The following is a 17,906-nucleotide window of genomic DNA, read 5'->3' as shown; positions in this document are numbered from 1 at the left end:
TGTTCCGGGTTTAAAATCGTTTGAACATGATCTAATGAACACTACATTTAGTCTGAACTTACTTAAACCTCATGAGCTCCTATAATTATAGAAAGACCTGTCTTGTAAAGATTCTTGGTAGACTGCGCAGTTTGGTGGCACTTCCGGTAACAGATACCCCGCGCAGGTCTTGGGAAAGTGCATCTACACGTGAAATCCAGTTGGAGTTCAATTTTGGATTCGCGGAACGTCAAGGCAGACCGCGGCTCCAAAAAATGCCCGCCTCACACGTCATGTGCCGAATAATGCCAAGGGGAAGCATCCAGACATTTGATAATGAAGAAATGAATGTGGCAAAAAGGAGGAAATTTTGATATGGACAAAAGCCGGTAAAATTGCTTGTATCGACGTTTAATACCCGCTCCAACCTTTCCCGTCATGCTGATCAAACACTCCCGAACCGCCACCGTCAGTTCTCTCCTGCTGGTGTTCACCCTCACCGCTGCCTGCCTGATGCCTCGGGGAGCAAACGCGCAATTTGGTGTTTCACCCTCTCAGACGAGCAACTTTTTCAACGACTTCCGTAATCGATCCAGCCAGATGAAAAAGAGCGCTCAAGCCGCGCGTAGCGGTGACGTTGTTTATGATTATGAGAAAGGTGCTTATGTCAGTCAAGAGGATCAGGAAGGCTTTCAAAGCCTGCAGCAACTGTTGCGGTCAGATCGTGAGATTTCCCAGCCCTCCGTGAGAAGCGGCAGTTCGGCCTTTGCCGCCCGTGCAGTGGGTGATTACACCAGCTATTCGGGACAGTATTCGCAGTCTCTGAGTTACTTCGCCCCCACCTACACATCCGACCCCTTTCTTTCAGGCAAGCGAAACATGCGGCTTGGGCCTGTCAACATTGGACTGGGGCTCTATCAAGGCTTTGAATACAACAGCAATGTGCAGCGGACACCTGTAGCCGTTTCAGATTTCATCAGCAGCACCTTGTTGAACGTCAGCGCCAACTACCGACTCACGCAAAACAATGTTTTGAGCTTTACGGCGGGTATCGGTGTGGATCATTATTTTGATCACCCCGAGCTTGCTTCATATGGCAGTGGCGGCACTATGCTGAATCTTCTTCCTGGAAGCACCTTGGCTTTCGACATCAAAGCGGGACCAGTTTACATAACCATTTATGACCGAATGTCGATGCGGCCTGCCGTGAATAACGCTTTTATGGGTGGCAACAACACTGCTAGTTTTGGAGTTTTTCAAAATGACTTTGGCGTTGCAGCAAACTGGCAAATCAACTCTGCTTGGGCCTTGGCCCTGAACTTGACTAATACCATCTCGAATGTGCTCGGTAGCGCTAATCAGCAGTTCAACCGCACCATGAATTCGATTCACGCCTCGTTGACCTATAGCCCCACAGCCACATGGATTTTGGGCACGGAGGGAGGCGTCTCATATTTGGATTATGATCAGCAGACTCTGAATGATGCGACCATGTTAAACTGGGGCCTTTTTGTCAGTGTTCCTCTTGGTAAATCCACCACCATGAAACTGGCCGGTGGTGTGCAAAATTTTGAATTTGAAGATCCTACCATTTTTGCCCCTCTAGGACCGGGAGATTTCACGGATCTTAATGGTTATTATTATACCTTCAGTTTGACCAACCAGCTCAACGCCCGCTTCAGCCACACATTGAGCATTGGTCATGAGTCCTCCATCAACCTTGCTTCCAATTTCATCACCGCTGACTTCGCCAATTATGGTATCTCCATGGTTGCGTGGAAGGGCGGTCGTTTCTCACTTTCGGGTTACTTCGAGCATGCCGAGCCATCCTTTACCAATCCTGCTTTCCCGGGTGCTCAGTCTGACATCAGCCAATACGGCGTTGATTTCTACTATACCCATCAGTTGAGCTCAAAGATCAGGCTTGGAACGGGTTATCATTTTGGCCGCGCAGATTCTGTCGCAATAGGTGCGGATTTCGACCAGCATGGCTTCTCATTCGACCTAAACTACGTCCTTTCCGCCAAAGCGGGCGTCAACTTTGGGTATCGGTACTTCATCACCGACTCCAGGGGGGCCAACAACGATTCCACCCAGTCGCGCGTGATCTTTGGTTTCAATTATAATTTCTAACGAACGGGTGCGAAACAGGTCTCTTCTTGTGCGATGTTTGACCATCCACTGCTCCCTGTTGTGTTTTAGCTCTCCCGATTTTGCTCTCTCATTATGAAGAAATTATCCTGTTTGGTCTTCGCTTTGTCGATAATCGTTCCATGCCTAAATGCTCAGGATCCCGGTTTTCGTTCCCCCGAGCCATCGCGAGCCGCTCGACAAGCAACTGCTTCAACAACGACGGGATCGCTCAATGCAGGCGCGGCAGTGTTGACATCCATGGATGTTCTGGACAACAATCGTCCTATTTCGTCAGGCGATACGATCAGCATACGAATTCTGGAGGATCGACGTGATGCGCTCCAACAAGTGGTTGCGGTGACCGGAGAGGTGCAAGCGCCTTATGTGGGACTGGTCAATGCCAGAGGCAAAACTTGCCGCGATCTCGCTTACACGATTAAGAGAGAACTCGAAAAGAATTTCTTCAAAAACGCCACGGTGGTCATCGCCATCGACAAGCTGAACGAGAGAACTCAGATGGAGGAGAGGGAGGTGGATCTGGAGTTCTATGTCATGTTTGGCTTCGTCGCCAGACAGGGAAAATACGATTTACCCTCAAATGAAGACATTTCCATCAGCCAGGCAATTCTCAGGGCAGGTGGATTTGCCCAGTTTGCCAACAAGGAGAAGGTCAAAGTCATTCGCAAGACCCCTCAGGGCAACAAGACCATATTGGTCAATGTGGACGGCATTATGCGACGTGGGGATCTCGAACGGGATATATACATTCGCAAGGATGACGTGATTATCGTTGAAGAGCTTAATTGGAATTTCTGAAACTGGCGACTTTCCAGCATAACATCGCGACGCCGGTCATTATTGCCCTGCGGTATGGCATTATCTGGATTGAATATTTAAAATCGAACATTGGGACCATCTAAAAATCCAATGGCTTAAGCGCCGCTTTGAGCGAACTTGCCGTGCTGGAGTTTTCCGGTGTGATCAACGTCAGCCGTGACTCCCAGATAGAATTAACCCTTGGATTGCAATTTCCAACATGGAACAAACCCTCAATCTCCCCGGACAGGGACAGTCAAGCACCCTGAGTCGCATTCATGAAGCTTCGGCCAAGTTTCAACGCTATAAAATCCTGCTGCGCCGCCGCTGGTGGTTCTTGCTGCTGACAGCCAGCATTGGCGTCTGTGTTCAAGCTCTTCGCATTACCGGGCGTCCGCAGGAGTTCCGCTCTCTTGCCAAACTCGTTGCCGGTGGTCAGATGGTTTTCAATGACAGCGTCTCTTGGCGTGAGCAGCAGGCGGACTTTTATGGTACTATCATAGAAACCGTTGAAAGCGCCGAAATGAAACGACGTGCCTTGGAACGGGTGCGGGCCTTGAATCCGGATGTGAAAGATTCAGATGTGGAGATTCGGGTGGCTCAGACCAAGGGGTCGGCCATTTTTAACATTCTTGCCACCGGTTCCGAGCCCAAGTACACCAAAATCTTTCTGGATGCGTTGCTGGATGAGTTCATCTCATTCCGGCAAAGCATTCGCGAGCAGGCGCAGGGCAAGGTGCTTCAGCAGTTTCTTCAGGAAGTGGTGACCAAGCAAAAGGTCATGGAAGAAAGCCTTGAGCGTCTCACCAAGTTCAGGGCTGCCAACAACATCATCACCATCACCAATGGCAACAATGCAGCCGCTCAGTTTCTGAACAACCTTCAATCTCTGCGCGAGACTCAGCGCACAATACTCGAAGAGCTAAAGCTGGCAATTGCCAATGTGAACGCTGCCATGGAAGCGCGGGAGAGGATGCTGAACTCAGGAGCAACACCGTCGTCAGCCACTGCCAAAACTCCCGAAAACGCTCAGCCTGCCGGCATTAAACCCGATTCTTCCCCAGGTGGTTACGGCATGACCATGGCGGAGCAGGATTATCTCCGCACGAAATCGAAAATCACGGAGTTGAAAACCAAATTGGACTCGTTGCTGATCCAGTTCAAACAGCAGCATCCAATGGTTCAGGATGTGACGGAAGAGCTGGCGGCTCAAAAAGCGCTTCTCGATTCCTATGCCGACCAGATTCAGCAGGAGATGCATTCTCAGATGGGGGACATTCAGCGCCGGGTGCAGGTCCTAGACGCACAGATTGCCGAAAAACAGAATGAGGCCCTTGATCTCGGTGGTAAGATCGCTGAACACGACAAATTGGAGAAAGCTGCTGAGTCGGCGAAAATGGCTTATGAGAAGCTGTTTGAAAAAGTGGAGCAAATTCAGAGCGTCTTTAATTCTCAGGCTGACTATGTGGCGATTCAAGAGCGTGCCACCGCTGCATCTGAAAACGTCGAAGATTGGGTCATGCCTATTGTGATTGGCCTTATCGCCGGTGTTGGTGCGGGCATCGTCATTTTGCTGCTGTTTGATCGTCTGGATGACCGCATGAATTCATTCAGCGAATTTCAGGCTCTTTTCCCGGCGGAATCGGTCCTTGGTCAGGTTCCCGAGCAGAGAAACCGTGGTGACGTGGCTCTCTTGCGTCCAAATGATGACCGTCATCTTTACGCGGAGGCTTTTCGCAACATCCGTTCCTCCATTCTATTCAAAAACTGGCAGGGCAAACCGCCGAAAACCATTCTTATCACCAGTGCCGTGCCCAATGAAGGCAAGACTACCGTCACCTCAAATCTTGCTGTTACTATGGCATTGGCCGGGGCGCGTGTTTTGCTGGCAGACTGCGATCTACGTCGTGGTGGTGTGAGCGAATTGTTCAAACTGCCGTCTTCCCCTGGCTTGAGCGAGGCCTTGCGTGGCAAACTGCACTGGCGTGATGCTGTGCAGGAAACCAGCACAAGGAATCTCGACTTGCTTGCTCGTGGCGACGTCTTTGATCAAACCTCCGAGATGCTGCTTTCCAAGACTGCCGAGGAAATGCTGCGTGAGATGAGCGAAGAATACGATTACGTCATCTTCGACAGCGCTCCGGTACTCGTGGCCGATGACACGGCCAGCTTTGCGCCGAAACTCGACTCCGTTCTTTTCGTCGTTCGCATGTCTTCCACCATGGCCCGCCTCTCCGGCAAAGCGCTGGATCTGCTCTACGAACGTCAGGTGAACATTGGTGGCGTGATTCTCAACCGCTCCAGCTCCAACCTGAAAGAGTACACCTATTACAACTACGCCAGCTACTACTACGCCCCGGCGAAGACGACTCCACAGCCGCCCGCTGCGCCTGCGGCGGCGAAATCCTGATTTCAATCAGCTTGTAGCAAATCAAAAAGGCGCGGGAGGTTTAAACTCCCGCGCCTTTTGCTTTTCAGATTGTCAGTTAGATTACGCCAGCGTCTGGAGTTTCGCTTTCACCGCTTCAAAATTGGGCAGATCTTTTGGTGTTGCGGTCTGCTCCGCGTATTGAATGACGCCGTTCTTGTCGATGACAAAAGCAGCGCGGGCAGAGGTGTCACCGATGCCGGCGAGGCCCGGAAAGACCACGTCATAGGCCTTGGTGGTTTCCTTGTTGAGGTCGCTCACAAGCGTGATGCCGATCTTTTCCTTCTGCGCCCACGCTTCTTGAGCGAAGGGGCTGTCCACGCTGATGCCGATGACGTCGGCGTTCAGATCGCTGTAGCTGCTGAGGCCTGCTGTGATATCGCAAAGCTCCTGCGTGCAGACGCCGGTGAAGGCCAGCGGGAAGAAGAGCAGCACGGTATTTTTGCCGGCAGGCAGCGAGACATCGCTGAGGCCGGAGGCGTTTTTGGACTTGAGAGTGAAGCTGGGGGCTTTGGAGCCAACGGAGAGTGCCATAGAGGTTGTTAGGTTTGTGGGTTGCGTTCAGGCCGGTGGCCTGGAGTGATGCTACCAAGACCAGACTGCCCTTCTGGTCAATCTAACGTTGCCCACGCTTCTCAGGTTGCCTTGATCCTTATGCCAGCGGCATGAGTTCCTTGATCGGCTCGCCAAACGGCAGGATCGGCATCGGTCGCCCTTGGAAATCATCAAAGGTGTCGTCGTAGTCGATGCCGAGGTGCTGATACACCGTGGCCCAGAGGTCGTTCGGGCTCAGCGGACGCTCGATGGGGAATTCGCCGCGTGGATTGGTGGCACCGATGACCTGGCCGGTTTGCATGCCGCCTCCGGAGACGATGAAGGACATCGCGTTCGGCCAGTGATCGCGTCCAGGTTGCGTCACCCCGGTCTGTGTGCCGATCTGCGTGTTAATCCTCGGTGTGCGGCCAAATTCGCCGGTGATGATCACCAGCACGTCCTTGTCGAGACCGCGCTGATGGATGTCTTCGATCAGCGCCGAAGCGGCCTGGTCATAGACGGGCATGCGCCAGCGGGCATCTTCATACATGTGGCAGTTCACCGCGTGACTGTCCCAGTTGTAGCAGCAGTTCTTCGGGATGGCGGTGGAGAAGGGATTCTCCCACACCATCGTGACGAAACGGCAGCCTGCTTCCACGAGACGCCGTGCCATGAGGCCGCGCTGGCCGTAGGTGCTGTAGCCGTAGCGTTCGCGTAGTTTTGGGGGTTCCTGGCTCAGGTCGAAAGCATTCTGCACCGCTGGCGTGGTGAGCATGCCGAAGGCACGCTGGCTGAAGCTGTCCATCGCCTCCATCAGACCGCTGCGATCCATCTCGCGTCGCAGATTGTCCATGCCCTTCAGCAGGTGCATGCGGTCATCGAGCCGGGACTCCATGTCCGGCGTGAGGCCGATGTTTTCGACTTTGAAATCCTTCACGCTGGGATCGCCGACGACCATGAAGGGTGATGCCGATGGCCCGAGATAGGCCGCGCCGAGCGAAAACGTGTCGATGCCCTGCCGTCCGCGATCCACCCCCGCCACGCAGGTCGGCATTGCCTGTCCGGCACGGTGAAGTTTGCGGCTGATGATCGACTGCACCGACGGCGCATCATTGACGAAGCCGACGGGCGATGCGGGCAGGCGACCGGTGAGGAAACGCTTGTGACCACCGCCGTGATCCGCAAACTCGTGATGCACCGAGCGGATGATGTTGAACTTGTCCGCGATCTTGGCCTGGCGCGGGAACAACTCGCAGATGTGCGTGCCGGGGACGTTGGTGCGGATGGGATTGAGCACGCCGCGATACTCGACGGGCGCATTCGGCTTCATGTCATAGCTTTCGAGCTGCGACATGCCACCCGGCAGCCACACAAAGATCACCGACTTGTCCTTCAGCCGCTTTCCGGCGGTCTTCGCGAGTGTTTCGGCACGCAGTGTGTCGCTGAGCGACCATCCACTGAGACCGAGCGTGCCCATCTGCAAAAAACTGCGGCGCGAGAGCGGGCCGGAGCAATGGAGTGATGAGGATGCGAATGACATGAACGTCGGGAATACGACGGCGCAGTGGGCAATCTCTCAGCTTCGCTGAGATCACTTCAAACTCAGGATGAACGCCTTCACATCCGCAAACTCCTGTGGCTTCAGAATGAGATTCATCGGCGGCATCGGCGAGATCGGCGTGGCGACGTAGCCTTCGGCGAGTTTGGCGTTGGGATTCACGAGGCTTTCTAGGATGTAGGCGGCATCTTTACGTGTGGCGATGCCATCCAGCGCGGGGCCGACGGCGCTGCCCTGGCCTTTGAGAATGTGGCAGTTTTTGCAGGCGGCCACGGGATGCTCCCAGAAGATTTTTTCACCGCGTTTCACATCACCAGCGAGCTTGGATTCGTCGTCTTCGACTTCGGCAATGAGTTCAACGAGGCTCACATCATCGAAGTAGGTGTCGCCTTTGCCGACGTGGAGGAGGTTGATGCTGGCTTTGTTGCGTGTCTTGCTGTTGAAGGTGACTTCGACTTCGGTCCAATCCTGCGTGCGGCCGATGGTTTTGGTTTCAGCGCGGCCAAGGTGGTCGTTGAGGCTGGCCTTGCCACGGAAGCCGTGCGTTTTGATCCAGGCGCTGAGTTTGTACTCGGTGTTCGGCTTCAACGGCACATCGGCGAAGAAGCTGGTGTCCGCCTGGTCACGCGTGATGACACGGAAGGCGTTCTGGCCGCTGTGAGATTTGCCTTCACCGCTCACGATGGTCCATTCGGCACCAGCGTTGCCGGGCTGCTTGCCGTAATCGCGGTGCTTCCAGCCTACAGGCAGTTTCTTGTCGGTGAGCTGCTCAAACCCGGCGTTAGCGATGAGATTCGGCCCTTCTTGGTAGTTGAGAGCCTTGTGCTTCTTGCCGAGCAGCTTCATGGCCTCGGTCAGCCATTCGTCATTCTTCACCACAGGATCAGCGGCGAGTTTTTTGACCAGCGTCTGGATTTCCGGCGTCGTGGAGAATTCGGCGAGCTTCACGAATGCGGCGAGGCGGGTATGGAGATCCTGATCAGAAAACACGCCGGAGCCGAAAAAGAGATCCTGCGCAGCCTTGTCGCTGCCGAGGGCGCGGATGGCGTTGCGGCGGAGTTTGGCGTCTTTGGAGATGAGGGCAGCTTGGTGGGTTTTGGCGTCGAGTTTGCCGAGACCATGAAGAGTCCAAAGCTCGTGTATGTGCCCCATGCCAGATACCAAGCCCCCTTTGAATGAGTTGCGCAGAGAATCTGCCACTTCAGCTACTCCCTGATGCTTCTGGATCATAGTTCTTTGTGTTTCCAGCTTGCTCCATTGTGTTTCGTAACCGCGACTTTGAAGCCCTCGGCCCACAATCCGGTAAATCCGCCCACGGCTATGATCCCGCAGGTCATTCTCATGCGCACCGCCGACGCCCGTGGTCGCGACGAAGCCGCCGCGTTCCAGGCTTGGCGTGGGATTGTGCTGGATGATGAAGTTCTGGAAATCGGCGACCCACACGGCACCATCGGGGCCGACTTCGGCGTGGACGGGCGAGTTCCATTCATCGCTGCTGGCGTAAAGGTTCATGAAATCGAGCGCCTTGTAGCCAGCGCCATCGGGCTGCACATCGACGAGGGAGACGACTTTCATCGTGGGCTCGCAGATCATGGCTTTGCCTTGGAAGCGCTTCGGCAAGTTGTCGCTGTAGATGAAATTGCTGCCAGCGGCGGCGGTGTAGCCGCCGAAAACATCGACCTGACGAAAGTTCGGCGTGATAGTGTGGCAGGTGTCGACGACGTTGATCTTCTTCGCGGTCATGCCGCGTGAACCTTCGGGATACGCGGTGGCGGGGATGCCGCCGAAGAAAATGGGCGCACCATTCGCGGTGCCGCCGAATTGATCGCCCGCGTCATTATAACTGTGTGCCCAGGCGTTGTTGGTGAACTGGTGCAGGAACTCGATGGCGCTGCCGTCGGGCTTGAAGCGATACGTTCCCATGGTGAACTGATGCTTTTTGCCGCCGACGTAACCCTCGATACCGCTGTAGCCGACGCAGCCGTAGATCCAGTTGTCGAAGCCGTAGTGCAGGTTGCTGGCCTGCGCGTGCGTGTCGCGGATGCCCCAGCAGTCGATGATCGTCTCACGTTTGTCGGCTTTGTCGTCGCCGTTGGTGTCTTCGAGGTAGATGAACTTCGGCGGTGCGGCCACGATGATGCCTTTGCGGGCAAAAACGATGCCGGTGGGTAGATTGAGCTTATCGGCGAAGACGGTGAACTTGTCCGCTTTGCCGTCGCCATCGGTGTCTTCACAAATTTTCACACTGTCCTGGCCTTCGCCGTTTTCTTTGATGCCGTGCGGATAGTCACGCGTCTCCACGACCCAGCAGCGCCCACGCTCATCCCACGCGAAGGCGATGGGCTTGGCGATGTCCGGCTCGCTGGCGAAAAGTTTGAGTTCGCAATCGGCGGGAACCTGCGTGCGCTCCATGCTCGCCTTCACGCTCATGGGAAGCTGGAGGGTGAGCGGCTCGGGGCGCTTCTCGTAGTTGGCCACCTGTGGATGCTTCTTGCGCTCTTCGGGATCACGCTGCTTCAGGAAGGCCTCATAGCTGGCTTTGCGCTCGGCGGAGAGTTTGGAAAGGATGGCATCGCGGCTCAAATCGTTGCCGGGTTTGACGACGAGATCGTAGTTCTCGGCTGGCAGTGCTTCCTTGGCGTAATCAAACCAGATCGCATCGCGGCCAAGATCGCGCATCGCTTCATGCAGCGGGCCGACGGCGGTTTGTGCTTTGCCTTCGGCATCGAGATAGAGCACACGGATGGGGCCGGTGAGGGCGGCGTGGGCCGAAACGGCGGCGAGCAAGGCGAGGAGGATGGCTTTCATGGTCGGTGGATGGGAGTGTCGCCGGAGAGAACGTGGTTTGGCGAGAATGAAGTGCGGACATCTTTTGGGGAGAATCGGCCACAGTCAGGAATGTCGGTTGTGCAATCAACGGGGCAGGCCATCATCCGCGCCCGTGACTGATCTGAAAAAACTTCGCCTGTTCATGCTCCTCGCCCCGCTGCTCAGCGGTGGCGTCCTGGTCTTTGCGTTTCCTGGTTGGAATTCCAATCTCTCCGTCTGGGTGTGGATCTTCCCCTTGCTCACGGTGCTGTGGCCGTGGCGGGATGTGGAAGATGTGAAGACGCGACCGTTCTGGCGCGGCTATCTGGCCGGGCTGGCGTTCTTCTTGCCGAATCTGTGGTGGGTGCGGCATTCATCACGCGTGATCGGTGGAGCGGTGGATGACTCGTGGGTGGGCTGGGGGGCGGAGTTGATGGGTTTTGGCGCGGTGATCGGGCTGTCGGCGTATTGTGCGGTGTATTTCGGCCTGTGGGCCTGGTTCACGCATCGCTTCGCACGACCGAAGGTGCGGACGCTTACCAAAGACTCATGGCAGAGCAGCATGCTGCACTCGTTGATCTGCGCGTTTCTCGCAGCGGCGGCTTGGGTGGCCTGTGAATGGCTGCGCAGCACGACGGTCTTCACCGGTTTCGGCTGGAACGGTCTCGGCGTGGCGATGCATCGCAATCTTCCGCTGATCCAGGCGGCGGATCTCGTGGGCGTGATGGGCTTGTCGTTCCTGCCGGTGTTCACCGCCTGCACGGCCTGGAACACGCTCACGCGGCTCGTGTTTGCGTATCGCGGGGAAGGGATGTGCAAGACGCGCTTGGATTTCACCGTGGCCTTGGTGCTAATGCTCGTCACAGCCGGTTATGGCATGCTGAAGCTGACGGAAGTTCGCAAAGACGACATCAAAGTGCGTACGGTGCTGATCCAGCCAAACGTGGCGCAGGTGGATGCCTGGACCGGACGATTGGCCGAGAGCATCTACGAGCGGCTCAATCAGTTCACCCGCATGTATGCGACTGCAAAGGAGGGAAAAAGCTCCACCGATCTCGTGATCTGGCCGGAAAGCGCGCTGCCGGTGAATCTGAACGACAAGTTCCACCAACTGCCGGAAGGCTGGCACACCAAGTATTTCGATGATCTGCTGCATGCGGGTGAATTCAACCTGCTCACCGGCACGGAGATCCTGCGTGATGATGGGAAGAGTCATGTGTCCGCCGTTTTGTTTCACGGCAACGCCGCCAGCCGGCAGGATTACCACAAGGTGCATCTCGTTCCCTTCGGCGAATACCTGCCGCTGCGCGACATCCCGCCGTTTTCCTTCCTGCGCGGCGTGCTGCCCGGCGATTTCACGCCCGGAGAGCGTACCGAACCGTTGCAGATGGTGACGCCGGAGGTGCAGCTCATTCCGTTGATCTGCTTTGAAGACACCGTGGGCCGCGTGGCGCGCAAATTTGTGCGCGAGGCACCGCAGATGATCGTAAACATCAGCAACGACGGCTGGTTCCTGCAAAGCGTGGAAACCGAGGTGCATCTGGCCAACGCGCTCTTCCGCGCCATCGAACTGCGCCGCCCGATGGTGCGTGCCACGAATACCGGTGTCACCTGTTTCATCGACACGCATGGCCGCATCATCTCACGTCTCAGCGATCCCGAAACCGGCACGTCCTTCCTCGAAGGCACGCTGCCGGGCGAGGTAAACGTGCCGCGTCATCCCGTGATGACGCTGTATGCCCGCTTCGGCGACTGGTTTGCACTGACGATGCTGCTGATCTGCGCCGTGATGTGGTTGCGAGCACGGTTGGCTCGCAAATCTATTTCGTGACTTGGATCAATCCAGCGCCCACCGCCGAATTCGGAGCACCCAGCGGTTTGGCGGTACGGGTGAGCAGCGGAATAATGTTCGGGCCGTAGTAGCCGCGCCCCAGCAGATAGGCGACAGCGCCACTCGTGATGGCCGCAGCTTGCGAGGTGCCGCTGCCGATGACGAGTTTGTTTTCCGCATAGCCGGAGACGATGCCGACTCCGGGGGCGACGAGGGTGAGGCCGTTGCCGGAGTTGGAGAACCAGGCCTGGGTGCCGTTGGCATCGACGGCACCGACGCTAAGAACGCCGGAGAGACCGGCGGGCATGGAGAGGGCTGCTTGCTGCTCGTTTCCAGCCGCAGCGACGATGACGACGTTGCGGCTTTGCGCGTAGCGCACGGCTTCTTCCAGCACAGGCGAGGAACCGGAACTGCCGAGGCTGATGTTGATGACGCGGGCGCCGAGATCGGTGGCTTTGACGATGGCGCTGGAGAGCAGGGCGGTGTTGCTGTCGCCGTTCGTGTCGGCGACTCGTATGTCGAGCAGTTTAGCGGCGGGAGCGACGCCGCCGACGCTGGTGTCATTGCCGGCGATGAGCGAGGCCATGGCGGTGCCGTGGCCGTTCATGGTGCTGCCGTCGTTCACGAGGTCGATGTGAGTGATCTGCGCGTCTTTGAGCGATGGGTGAGCCGCGATGCCGGAATCAATGACCGCTACCGTCACGCCCTGGCCCCAGCCGCTGCGATTGCCTGCGGCACCGATGGCATCAAGGCCCTGACCGCGAAAGGGCTCGCGTCCGCCCGCATTCGCGGTGTCGGTTTGCGCAGGCAGGCCGGGGATGCGGGCGAGGTAATTCGGTCCAACATGGGTGTAATCGGCCGCGTGTTCGTTGAGATCACGTTCCAGAGCGGACGTATCGCTAAAGCGGACGCGGGCGGTGCGTAGTTTGGCATCGTAGCCGAGCACTTCGAGTCCGAGCGCCGCCGCACGATCACGAAACGCGGCGAGAGCCTCCGGCGTGCGGAAGGTGAGCAGCGCCTCATTTGGCAAAGAGCCGGGGACATTGAGCGTGGCGATGGCGGGAAGTGCGGACGGAGAGGGTGCGGGGGTAACGACACCCTCGGAAAGTCTTTGCGGCATCACCGAGGGGGCCAGATTGCCGCGCGACTCCTTGGGCTTGGGTGCGGATTGAATCGACACCGTGTCGGGAGTGGCGCGATTCATTTCCACGACCAGCCACAGCACCGAACCACTCATCAACAGGATGGCGGTGGCAAAGAGCAGGACTGGCAGGCGGTTGGGGCGCATGGTGTGATGGGAATTTCGCACATGGCTGTCGTGGCGCGAGTTTTGCTTTTGGAGGCAAAACGAATTCTAACCACGCACTTCGGCGATGTATTCGTTTACAGCACGTAGCGTTTCACCGGCGACGTCGGCGTGTGGTTTGGCAAACGGCGGTCGGAACCACGGGAAGCTGCCCAGCAGGTCGGGCGTGACCAAAACTTGGCCATCCGTGCCGGAACCGGCACCGATGCCAATCGTGCTGGCTTTGACGAGGCCGGTGATCTGCGTTGCGACCTCGGGAACGATGCTTTCCAGCACCATCGCGACCGCTCCAGCTTCATCCAAAGCCTGCGCATCGGCGATGAGGCGGTCAATCTGCTCGCTGGTCTTGCCTTTCTTCTTGTAGCCGCCTTCCTCCTTCACGCTCTGCGGCAGCATGCCGATGTGGCCGACGAAGGGAATGCCTGCGGCGATGATCGCACGAATCTGCGGTCTCATCGAGACACCGCCTTCGAGCTTCACGGCGCTGGCACCGGCTTCCATGAGGCGTTGCGCATTCGCCAGTGCTTCTGCGGGCGTGCGGTAGCTGGCGAAGGGCATGTCGGCGATGATGGGAGCGCGTTTCACGCCACGGCAAACGGCGGCGGTGTGGTGGATCATCATGTCCATCGTCACGCCGGTGGTGTCCGGCAGTCCGAGCACCACCATGCCGAGGGAATCGCCGACGAGAATGAGATCCACACCCGCGTCATCGAGCATGCGGGCAGTAGGGTAGTCGTAGGCGGTCAATACGGCCAGCTTGGGGCCGCTGGTTTTGCGCCGGGGGAGGTCGGAAAGGGAGGTCAGCATGGAATGGCGATGCATCGCCGTCCGCAGCATGAAATTCAAGCGGGTGAATCATGCGTCTCACCGCAGGAAGCGTGGGAAAATCAATACAATGTTTCGTTCAGCAATTCTTTCTTGCTCCTGAGCCGGTGGTTGCCTAACCTCCGCGCCATGAACCTCTTCAAACGTGATTTTATTGTTCTCGGAATGTTCGTCTCTGCTCTCGCCGGTCTGACCGGCTGTGGAGGCGGCGGTGGTGGTGACACCATCCTCGTCGGTGAATTCGCCTCGCTCACAGGCAAGGAAGCCACCTTTGGCATCTCCTCTCACGAGGGCACACAACTGGCCATCGAGGAGATCAACGCCGCCGGTGGGGTGCTGGGCAAGAAACTCGAACTCAAAACGGAGGACGATCAATCGAAGGCGGGTGAACCGGCGAATGTGGTGAACAAGCTCATCTCAAAGGATGGTGCCATCGCCATCCTTGGCGAAGTTGCATCGAGTCGCTCGCTGGAAGCGGCGCCGATTTGCCAGCAGAACGGCATCCCGATGATCTCCCCGGCCTCCACCAACCCCAAAGTCACGGAAACGGGCGACTACATCTTCCGCGTCTGCTTCATCGATCCCTTCCAAGGCACGGTGATGGCGAACTTTGCCACCAACACGCTGAAGGCGAAGAAGGTGGCCGTCTTCACCGATGTGAAGAGCGACTACAGCAAGGGATTGGCTAAATTTTTCAAGGAAGGCTTCACGAAGGCCGGCGGACAGATCGTGGGCGAGTTTGATTTCAATGGTGGGGACAAGGATTTCAAAGGCCAGCTCACGGCGATCAAGGCCGCCGCGCCGGACGCTGTTTTCGTTCCAGGTTATTACACGGATGTGGCGCTCATCTGCATTCAGGCCAAGCAGCTCGGCCTGAACGTGCCGCTCATCGGTGGCGATGGCTGGGAAAGCGACACGCTGGTGAAAATCGGCGGAGATGCGGTCGAGGGCCATTATTTCTCCACGCATTACGCCGCGGACGCCGCCTCGCCGAAGGTGACGGCTTTCGTCGAAGCATATAAGAAGCGCTACAACGGCAAGGTGCCTGATGCGATGGCCGCGCTCGGCTATGACTCCGCCAAGTTCCTCGCCGACGGCATTACCCGTGCTGGCAGCACCGAAGGAGCCAAACTGCGCGACGCTCTGGCTGCCACGAAGGAGTTCGAAGCTGTGACCGGCAAAATGACCATCAATGCCCAGCGCGATGCGGTGAAGTCGGCGGTGATCCTGCAGGTGAAAGGCGGCGCGTTCAAATTCGTCGAGACTGTCAGCCCATAAGCACGCGACCTTCTCGACCGCATGGACTGGTTTCTCCAACAACTCATCAACGGCCTCGCGCTGGGTTCCATCTATGCGCTGATCGCGCTGGGTTACACGATGGTGTATGGCGTGCTGCGGTTCATCAATTTCGCACACAGTGATGTGCTCATGCTGGGGGCGTATGCGGCGTTCTTCATCGCCCCGGCGATCGAGCCGATCATATCGCTGCCATCGCTCACCGGTGCGTTGCTGGTCACGCTGCTCTCCGCGCTCATCTGTGCGGGCATTGGCATGCTGATCGAGTTTCTGGCTTACCGTCCGCTGCGTTCCAGGCCGAAGCTCACAGTGCTGATCACGGCCATCGGCGTGTCGCTCTTCATCGAGTTCACCTGCCAGCACAAAGCGGTGTTTGGGGCGGACACGAAGCCATTTCCACCATTGCTGCCAGCCACGGATTTCCATCTCGCAGGGCTGGTGGTGAGCAGCAATGATCTTGTGGTGGTTTTCGTCACTGCGCTGCTGCTGGCCGGGATGTGGTTCATTGTCCATAAAACCAAGAGCGGCATGGCCATGCGGGCGGTGTCATTCAACCAGCAGGCGGCGGCGCTCATGGGGGTGAACATCAATCGCATCATTGCCTTCACTTTCGGCCTCGGTTCCGCTCTCGCGGCGGTTGCAGGCATTCTTTATGCGCTGAAAGCACCGGGCATTGAGCCGCTCATGGGCGTGCAGCCAGGCATTCGCGCCTTCATCGCGGCGGTGCTTGGCGGCATTGGCAATCTGCCGGGCGCGGCGCTTGGCGGCCTGCTGCTGGGCCTGCTCGAAACATTCGCAGGCGGCATCTCCGGCCTGTCGAGCTATCGTGACGGCATCGCGTTTGCGATCCTTATTTTGATCCTGCTGTTCAAACCCGCCGGCTTGCTCGGCAAAGCGTCCGTGGAAAAAGTATGAAGCTCGAAGGCGCCAAACGCTGGCTTATCGCAGGCATCGCGCTCGCGGTGCTGGTCTCGCTTTTTTCAGCGCAGTTCAACCGCTACTACCTCGGCATCGCGATTGATTGTGGCATCAGCATCATCCTCGCGGTGAGCTTGAACCTCATCAACGGCCACACAGGTCAGTTCAGTCTTGGGCATGCCGGTTTCATGGCCGTGGGCGGTTATTCTGCGGCCAAACTGACGCTGGTTTGTTCGCCGATGGTGCCTGACAGCCTCAAGCCGCTGCTTTTCCTGGCAGCGCTCGTGCTTGGTGGCTGCATGGCCGCTGTCATCGGCCTCGGCGTCGGCATTCCATCGCTGCGGTTGAAGGGGGATTACCTGGCCATCGTCACGCTTGGCTTCGGCGAGATCATCCGCGTGGTGGTGCAAAACATGGAGAGCGTGGGAGCTGCGAGCGGGCTCAAAGGCATCCCGAAATACACGACGCTCGGCTGGACCTTCGCTCTTGCCGCCATCACGATCTATGTCGTCGCCGCGTTGGTGAACTCGACCTACGGGCGCGGCTTCATCGCGGTGAACGATGACGAGGTCGCCGCAAGTTCGATGGGCATCAATCCTGTGCGCTACAAGGTCACCGCGTTCGTCATTGGGGCGTTCTTTGCGGGAGTCGCGGGCGGGTTGTATGCCCATCACAAACAGTTCCTTTCGCCCACAGGCTTCGACTTTCTCAAGTCGATCGACATCGTCGTCATGGTCATCCTCGGCGGCATGGGCCGTACGGCGGGAGTCATCATCGCTGCGATTCTTCTCACGCTGTTGCCGGAGGTGCTGCGGCAGTTTGCGGACTACCGCATGATTCTTTACTCGCTCCTCATCATTGGTCTGATGATGGCGCGTCCGCAGGGGCTGTTCACCTTCGGGAAAAAGAAGAAAGGAGCCGCAGCAGTATGAGCAAGCCTCTGCTTACGCTCGATAAAGCGACCATCCAGTTCGGTGGTCTGACGGCTGTTGGCGACTTCAGCCTGCACGTTCATCCGAATGAACTGGTCGGTCTCATCGGACCCAATGGCGCGGGCAAGACGACCGCCTTCAACCTCATCACCGGCGTTTATCAGCCGACCGCCGGTGCGATTCACTTCAATGAACGGCACATTCTTGGGCTGAAGCCGCACGACCTCACCAAGCTCGGTATCGCCCGCACGTTCCAGAACATCCGTCTCTTCGGCTCGTTGACCGTCTTTGACAACGTGCGTGCCGCCACGCAGTTGCACCGCCTTCACGGCATCCGCAGCGCGCTGTGGCGTGGCATCGGCTTCCACCATGCCGAAAAGGCGGTCGAGACGCAGGTGCTGGAGCTGCTCGACATCTTCGACCTCGCCAAGATGCGCGATGAAGAGGCCAAAAGCCTGCCCTACGGCGATCAGCGTCGCCTGGAGATCGTGCGGGCTCTCGCCACGAAGCCCAAGCTCCTTCTGCTCGATGAACCCGCCGCC

At 57.4% G+C, this 17,906-nt stretch carries 13 protein-coding genes; 8 read left to right on the top strand and 5 right to left on the bottom strand.

The annotated features are described in order from the left end of the window. Nucleotides 1-417 precede the first annotated feature (417 nt). The 3 genes from U1A53_RS18585 to U1A53_RS18575 all read left to right on the top strand — a co-directional run bounded on the left by U1A53_RS18585 (nucleotide 418) and on the right by U1A53_RS18575 (nucleotide 5,338). Complete coding sequence (locus tag U1A53_RS18585) at nucleotides 418-2,112, top strand: hypothetical protein (protein ID WP_322283297.1); 1,695 nt, start codon at nucleotides 418-420, stop codon at nucleotides 2,110-2,112. A 93-nt stretch (nucleotides 2,113-2,205) separates the two neighbouring features. Further along, nucleotides 2,206-2,928: a polysaccharide biosynthesis/export family protein gene (locus tag U1A53_RS18580; protein WP_322283295.1), complete on the top strand. Its 723-nt coding sequence runs from the start codon at nucleotides 2,206-2,208 to the stop codon at nucleotides 2,926-2,928. Between the two features lie 220 nt (nucleotides 2,929-3,148). Next, nucleotides 3,149-5,338, top strand: coding sequence for a polysaccharide biosynthesis tyrosine autokinase (locus U1A53_RS18575; RefSeq protein WP_322283293.1), 2,190 nt, complete (start codon nucleotides 3,149-3,151; stop codon nucleotides 5,336-5,338). An 81-nt stretch (nucleotides 5,339-5,419) separates the two neighbouring features. Here the strand turns inward: U1A53_RS18575 and U1A53_RS18570 are convergent, their stop codons facing one another. The 3 genes from U1A53_RS18570 to U1A53_RS18560 all read right to left on the bottom strand — a co-directional run bounded on the left by U1A53_RS18570 (nucleotide 5,420) and on the right by U1A53_RS18560 (nucleotide 10,256). Next, entirely contained in the window at nucleotides 5,420-5,890 is a 471-nt protein-coding gene (locus U1A53_RS18570; RefSeq protein WP_322283291.1) for a redoxin domain-containing protein, read from the bottom strand. A 118-nt stretch (nucleotides 5,891-6,008) separates the two neighbouring features. Further along, nucleotides 6,009-7,430 carry a DUF1501 domain-containing protein gene (locus tag U1A53_RS18565; protein ID WP_322283289.1) on the bottom strand — a complete coding sequence of 474 codons (1,422 nt, stop codon included), beginning with the start codon at nucleotides 7,428-7,430 and terminating at the stop codon, nucleotides 6,009-6,011. Nucleotides 7,431-7,481: 51 nt separating this feature from the next. Next, nucleotides 7,482-10,256, bottom strand: coding sequence for a PVC-type heme-binding CxxCH protein (locus U1A53_RS18560; RefSeq protein WP_322283287.1), 2,775 nt, complete (start codon nucleotides 10,254-10,256; stop codon nucleotides 7,482-7,484). Between the two features lie 133 nt (nucleotides 10,257-10,389). On the opposite strand from U1A53_RS18560, the gene lnt reads away from it, so the two are divergent. After that, on the top strand, nucleotides 10,390-12,087 hold the full coding sequence (gene lnt, locus U1A53_RS18555) for an apolipoprotein N-acyltransferase (RefSeq protein ID WP_322283286.1): 1,698 nt from the start codon (nucleotides 10,390-10,392) through the stop codon (nucleotides 12,085-12,087). Here the strand turns inward: lnt and U1A53_RS18550 are convergent. Together U1A53_RS18550 and panB are read right to left on the bottom strand one after the other, a co-directional pair. Further along, on the bottom strand, nucleotides 12,077-13,375 hold the full coding sequence (locus tag U1A53_RS18550; protein WP_322283285.1) for a S8 family serine peptidase: 1,299 nt from the start codon (nucleotides 13,373-13,375) through the stop codon (nucleotides 12,077-12,079). The genes lnt and U1A53_RS18550 overlap by 11 nt on opposite strands. 66 nt (nucleotides 13,376-13,441) lie before the next feature. Next, nucleotides 13,442-14,200 carry a 3-methyl-2-oxobutanoate hydroxymethyltransferase gene (gene panB / locus U1A53_RS18545; RefSeq protein WP_322283283.1) on the bottom strand — a complete coding sequence of 253 codons (759 nt, stop codon included), beginning with the start codon at nucleotides 14,198-14,200 and terminating at the stop codon, nucleotides 13,442-13,444. A 147-nt stretch (nucleotides 14,201-14,347) separates the two neighbouring features. Between panB and U1A53_RS18540 the strand changes: the two genes are divergently transcribed. The 4 genes from U1A53_RS18540 to U1A53_RS18525 form a co-directional block, all read left to right on the top strand. Beyond that, nucleotides 14,348-15,496 carry an ABC transporter substrate-binding protein gene (locus U1A53_RS18540; protein ID WP_322283281.1) on the top strand — a complete coding sequence of 383 codons (1,149 nt, stop codon included), beginning with the start codon at nucleotides 14,348-14,350 and terminating at the stop codon, nucleotides 15,494-15,496. A 21-nt stretch (nucleotides 15,497-15,517) separates the two neighbouring features. After that, nucleotides 15,518-16,429, top strand: a complete 912-nt coding sequence (locus tag U1A53_RS18535; protein ID WP_322283279.1) for a branched-chain amino acid ABC transporter permease — start codon at nucleotides 15,518-15,520, stop codon at nucleotides 16,427-16,429. Next, on the top strand, nucleotides 16,426-17,364 hold the full coding sequence (locus U1A53_RS18530; RefSeq protein ID WP_322283277.1) for a branched-chain amino acid ABC transporter permease: 939 nt from the start codon (nucleotides 16,426-16,428) through the stop codon (nucleotides 17,362-17,364). The genes U1A53_RS18535 and U1A53_RS18530 overlap by 4 nt, the downstream gene beginning before the upstream one ends. Beyond that, nucleotides 17,361-17,906: ATP-binding cassette domain-containing protein (locus U1A53_RS18525; protein ID WP_322283275.1), on the top strand; the 546-nt coding region annotated here is incomplete at its 3' end. The genes U1A53_RS18530 and U1A53_RS18525, both read left to right, overlap by 4 nt.

It is taken from the genome of Prosthecobacter sp. (assembly GCF_034366625.1).
Classification (GTDB): domain Bacteria; phylum Verrucomicrobiota; class Verrucomicrobiia; order Verrucomicrobiales; family Verrucomicrobiaceae; genus Prosthecobacter.
Note: the sequence above shows the minus strand (reverse complement) of the source record. Positions and strands in the feature narration are given on the sequence as shown.

Excerpts from the sequence above, each read along its gene's own strand:
- U1A53_RS18585 (WP_322283297.1), top strand. The coding sequence starts at position 418 with ATGCTGATCAAACACTCCCGAACCGCCACCGTCAGTTCTCTCCTGCTG.
- U1A53_RS18580 (WP_322283295.1), top strand. The coding sequence starts at position 2,206 with ATGAAGAAATTATCCTGTTTGGTCTTCGCTTTGTCGATAATCGTTCCA.
- U1A53_RS18575 (WP_322283293.1), top strand. The coding sequence starts at position 3,149 with ATGGAACAAACCCTCAATCTCCCCGGACAGGGACAGTCAAGCACCCTG.
- U1A53_RS18570 (WP_322283291.1), bottom strand. The coding sequence starts at position 5,890 with ATGGCACTCTCCGTTGGCTCCAAAGCCCCCAGCTTCACTCTCAAGTCC.
- U1A53_RS18565 (WP_322283289.1), bottom strand. The coding sequence starts at position 7,430 with ATGTCATTCGCATCCTCATCACTCCATTGCTCCGGCCCGCTCTCGCGC.
- U1A53_RS18560 (WP_322283287.1), bottom strand. The coding sequence starts at position 10,256 with ATGAAAGCCATCCTCCTCGCCTTGCTCGCCGCCGTTTCGGCCCACGCC.
- U1A53_RS18550 (WP_322283285.1), bottom strand. The coding sequence starts at position 13,375 with ATGCGCCCCAACCGCCTGCCAGTCCTGCTCTTTGCCACCGCCATCCTG.
- panB (WP_322283283.1), bottom strand. The coding sequence starts at position 14,200 with ATGCTGACCTCCCTTTCCGACCTCCCCCGGCGCAAAACCAGCGGCCCC.
- U1A53_RS18540 (WP_322283281.1), top strand. The coding sequence starts at position 14,348 with ATGAACCTCTTCAAACGTGATTTTATTGTTCTCGGAATGTTCGTCTCT.
- U1A53_RS18535 (WP_322283279.1), top strand. The coding sequence starts at position 15,518 with ATGGACTGGTTTCTCCAACAACTCATCAACGGCCTCGCGCTGGGTTCC.
- U1A53_RS18530 (WP_322283277.1), top strand. The coding sequence starts at position 16,426 with ATGAAGCTCGAAGGCGCCAAACGCTGGCTTATCGCAGGCATCGCGCTC.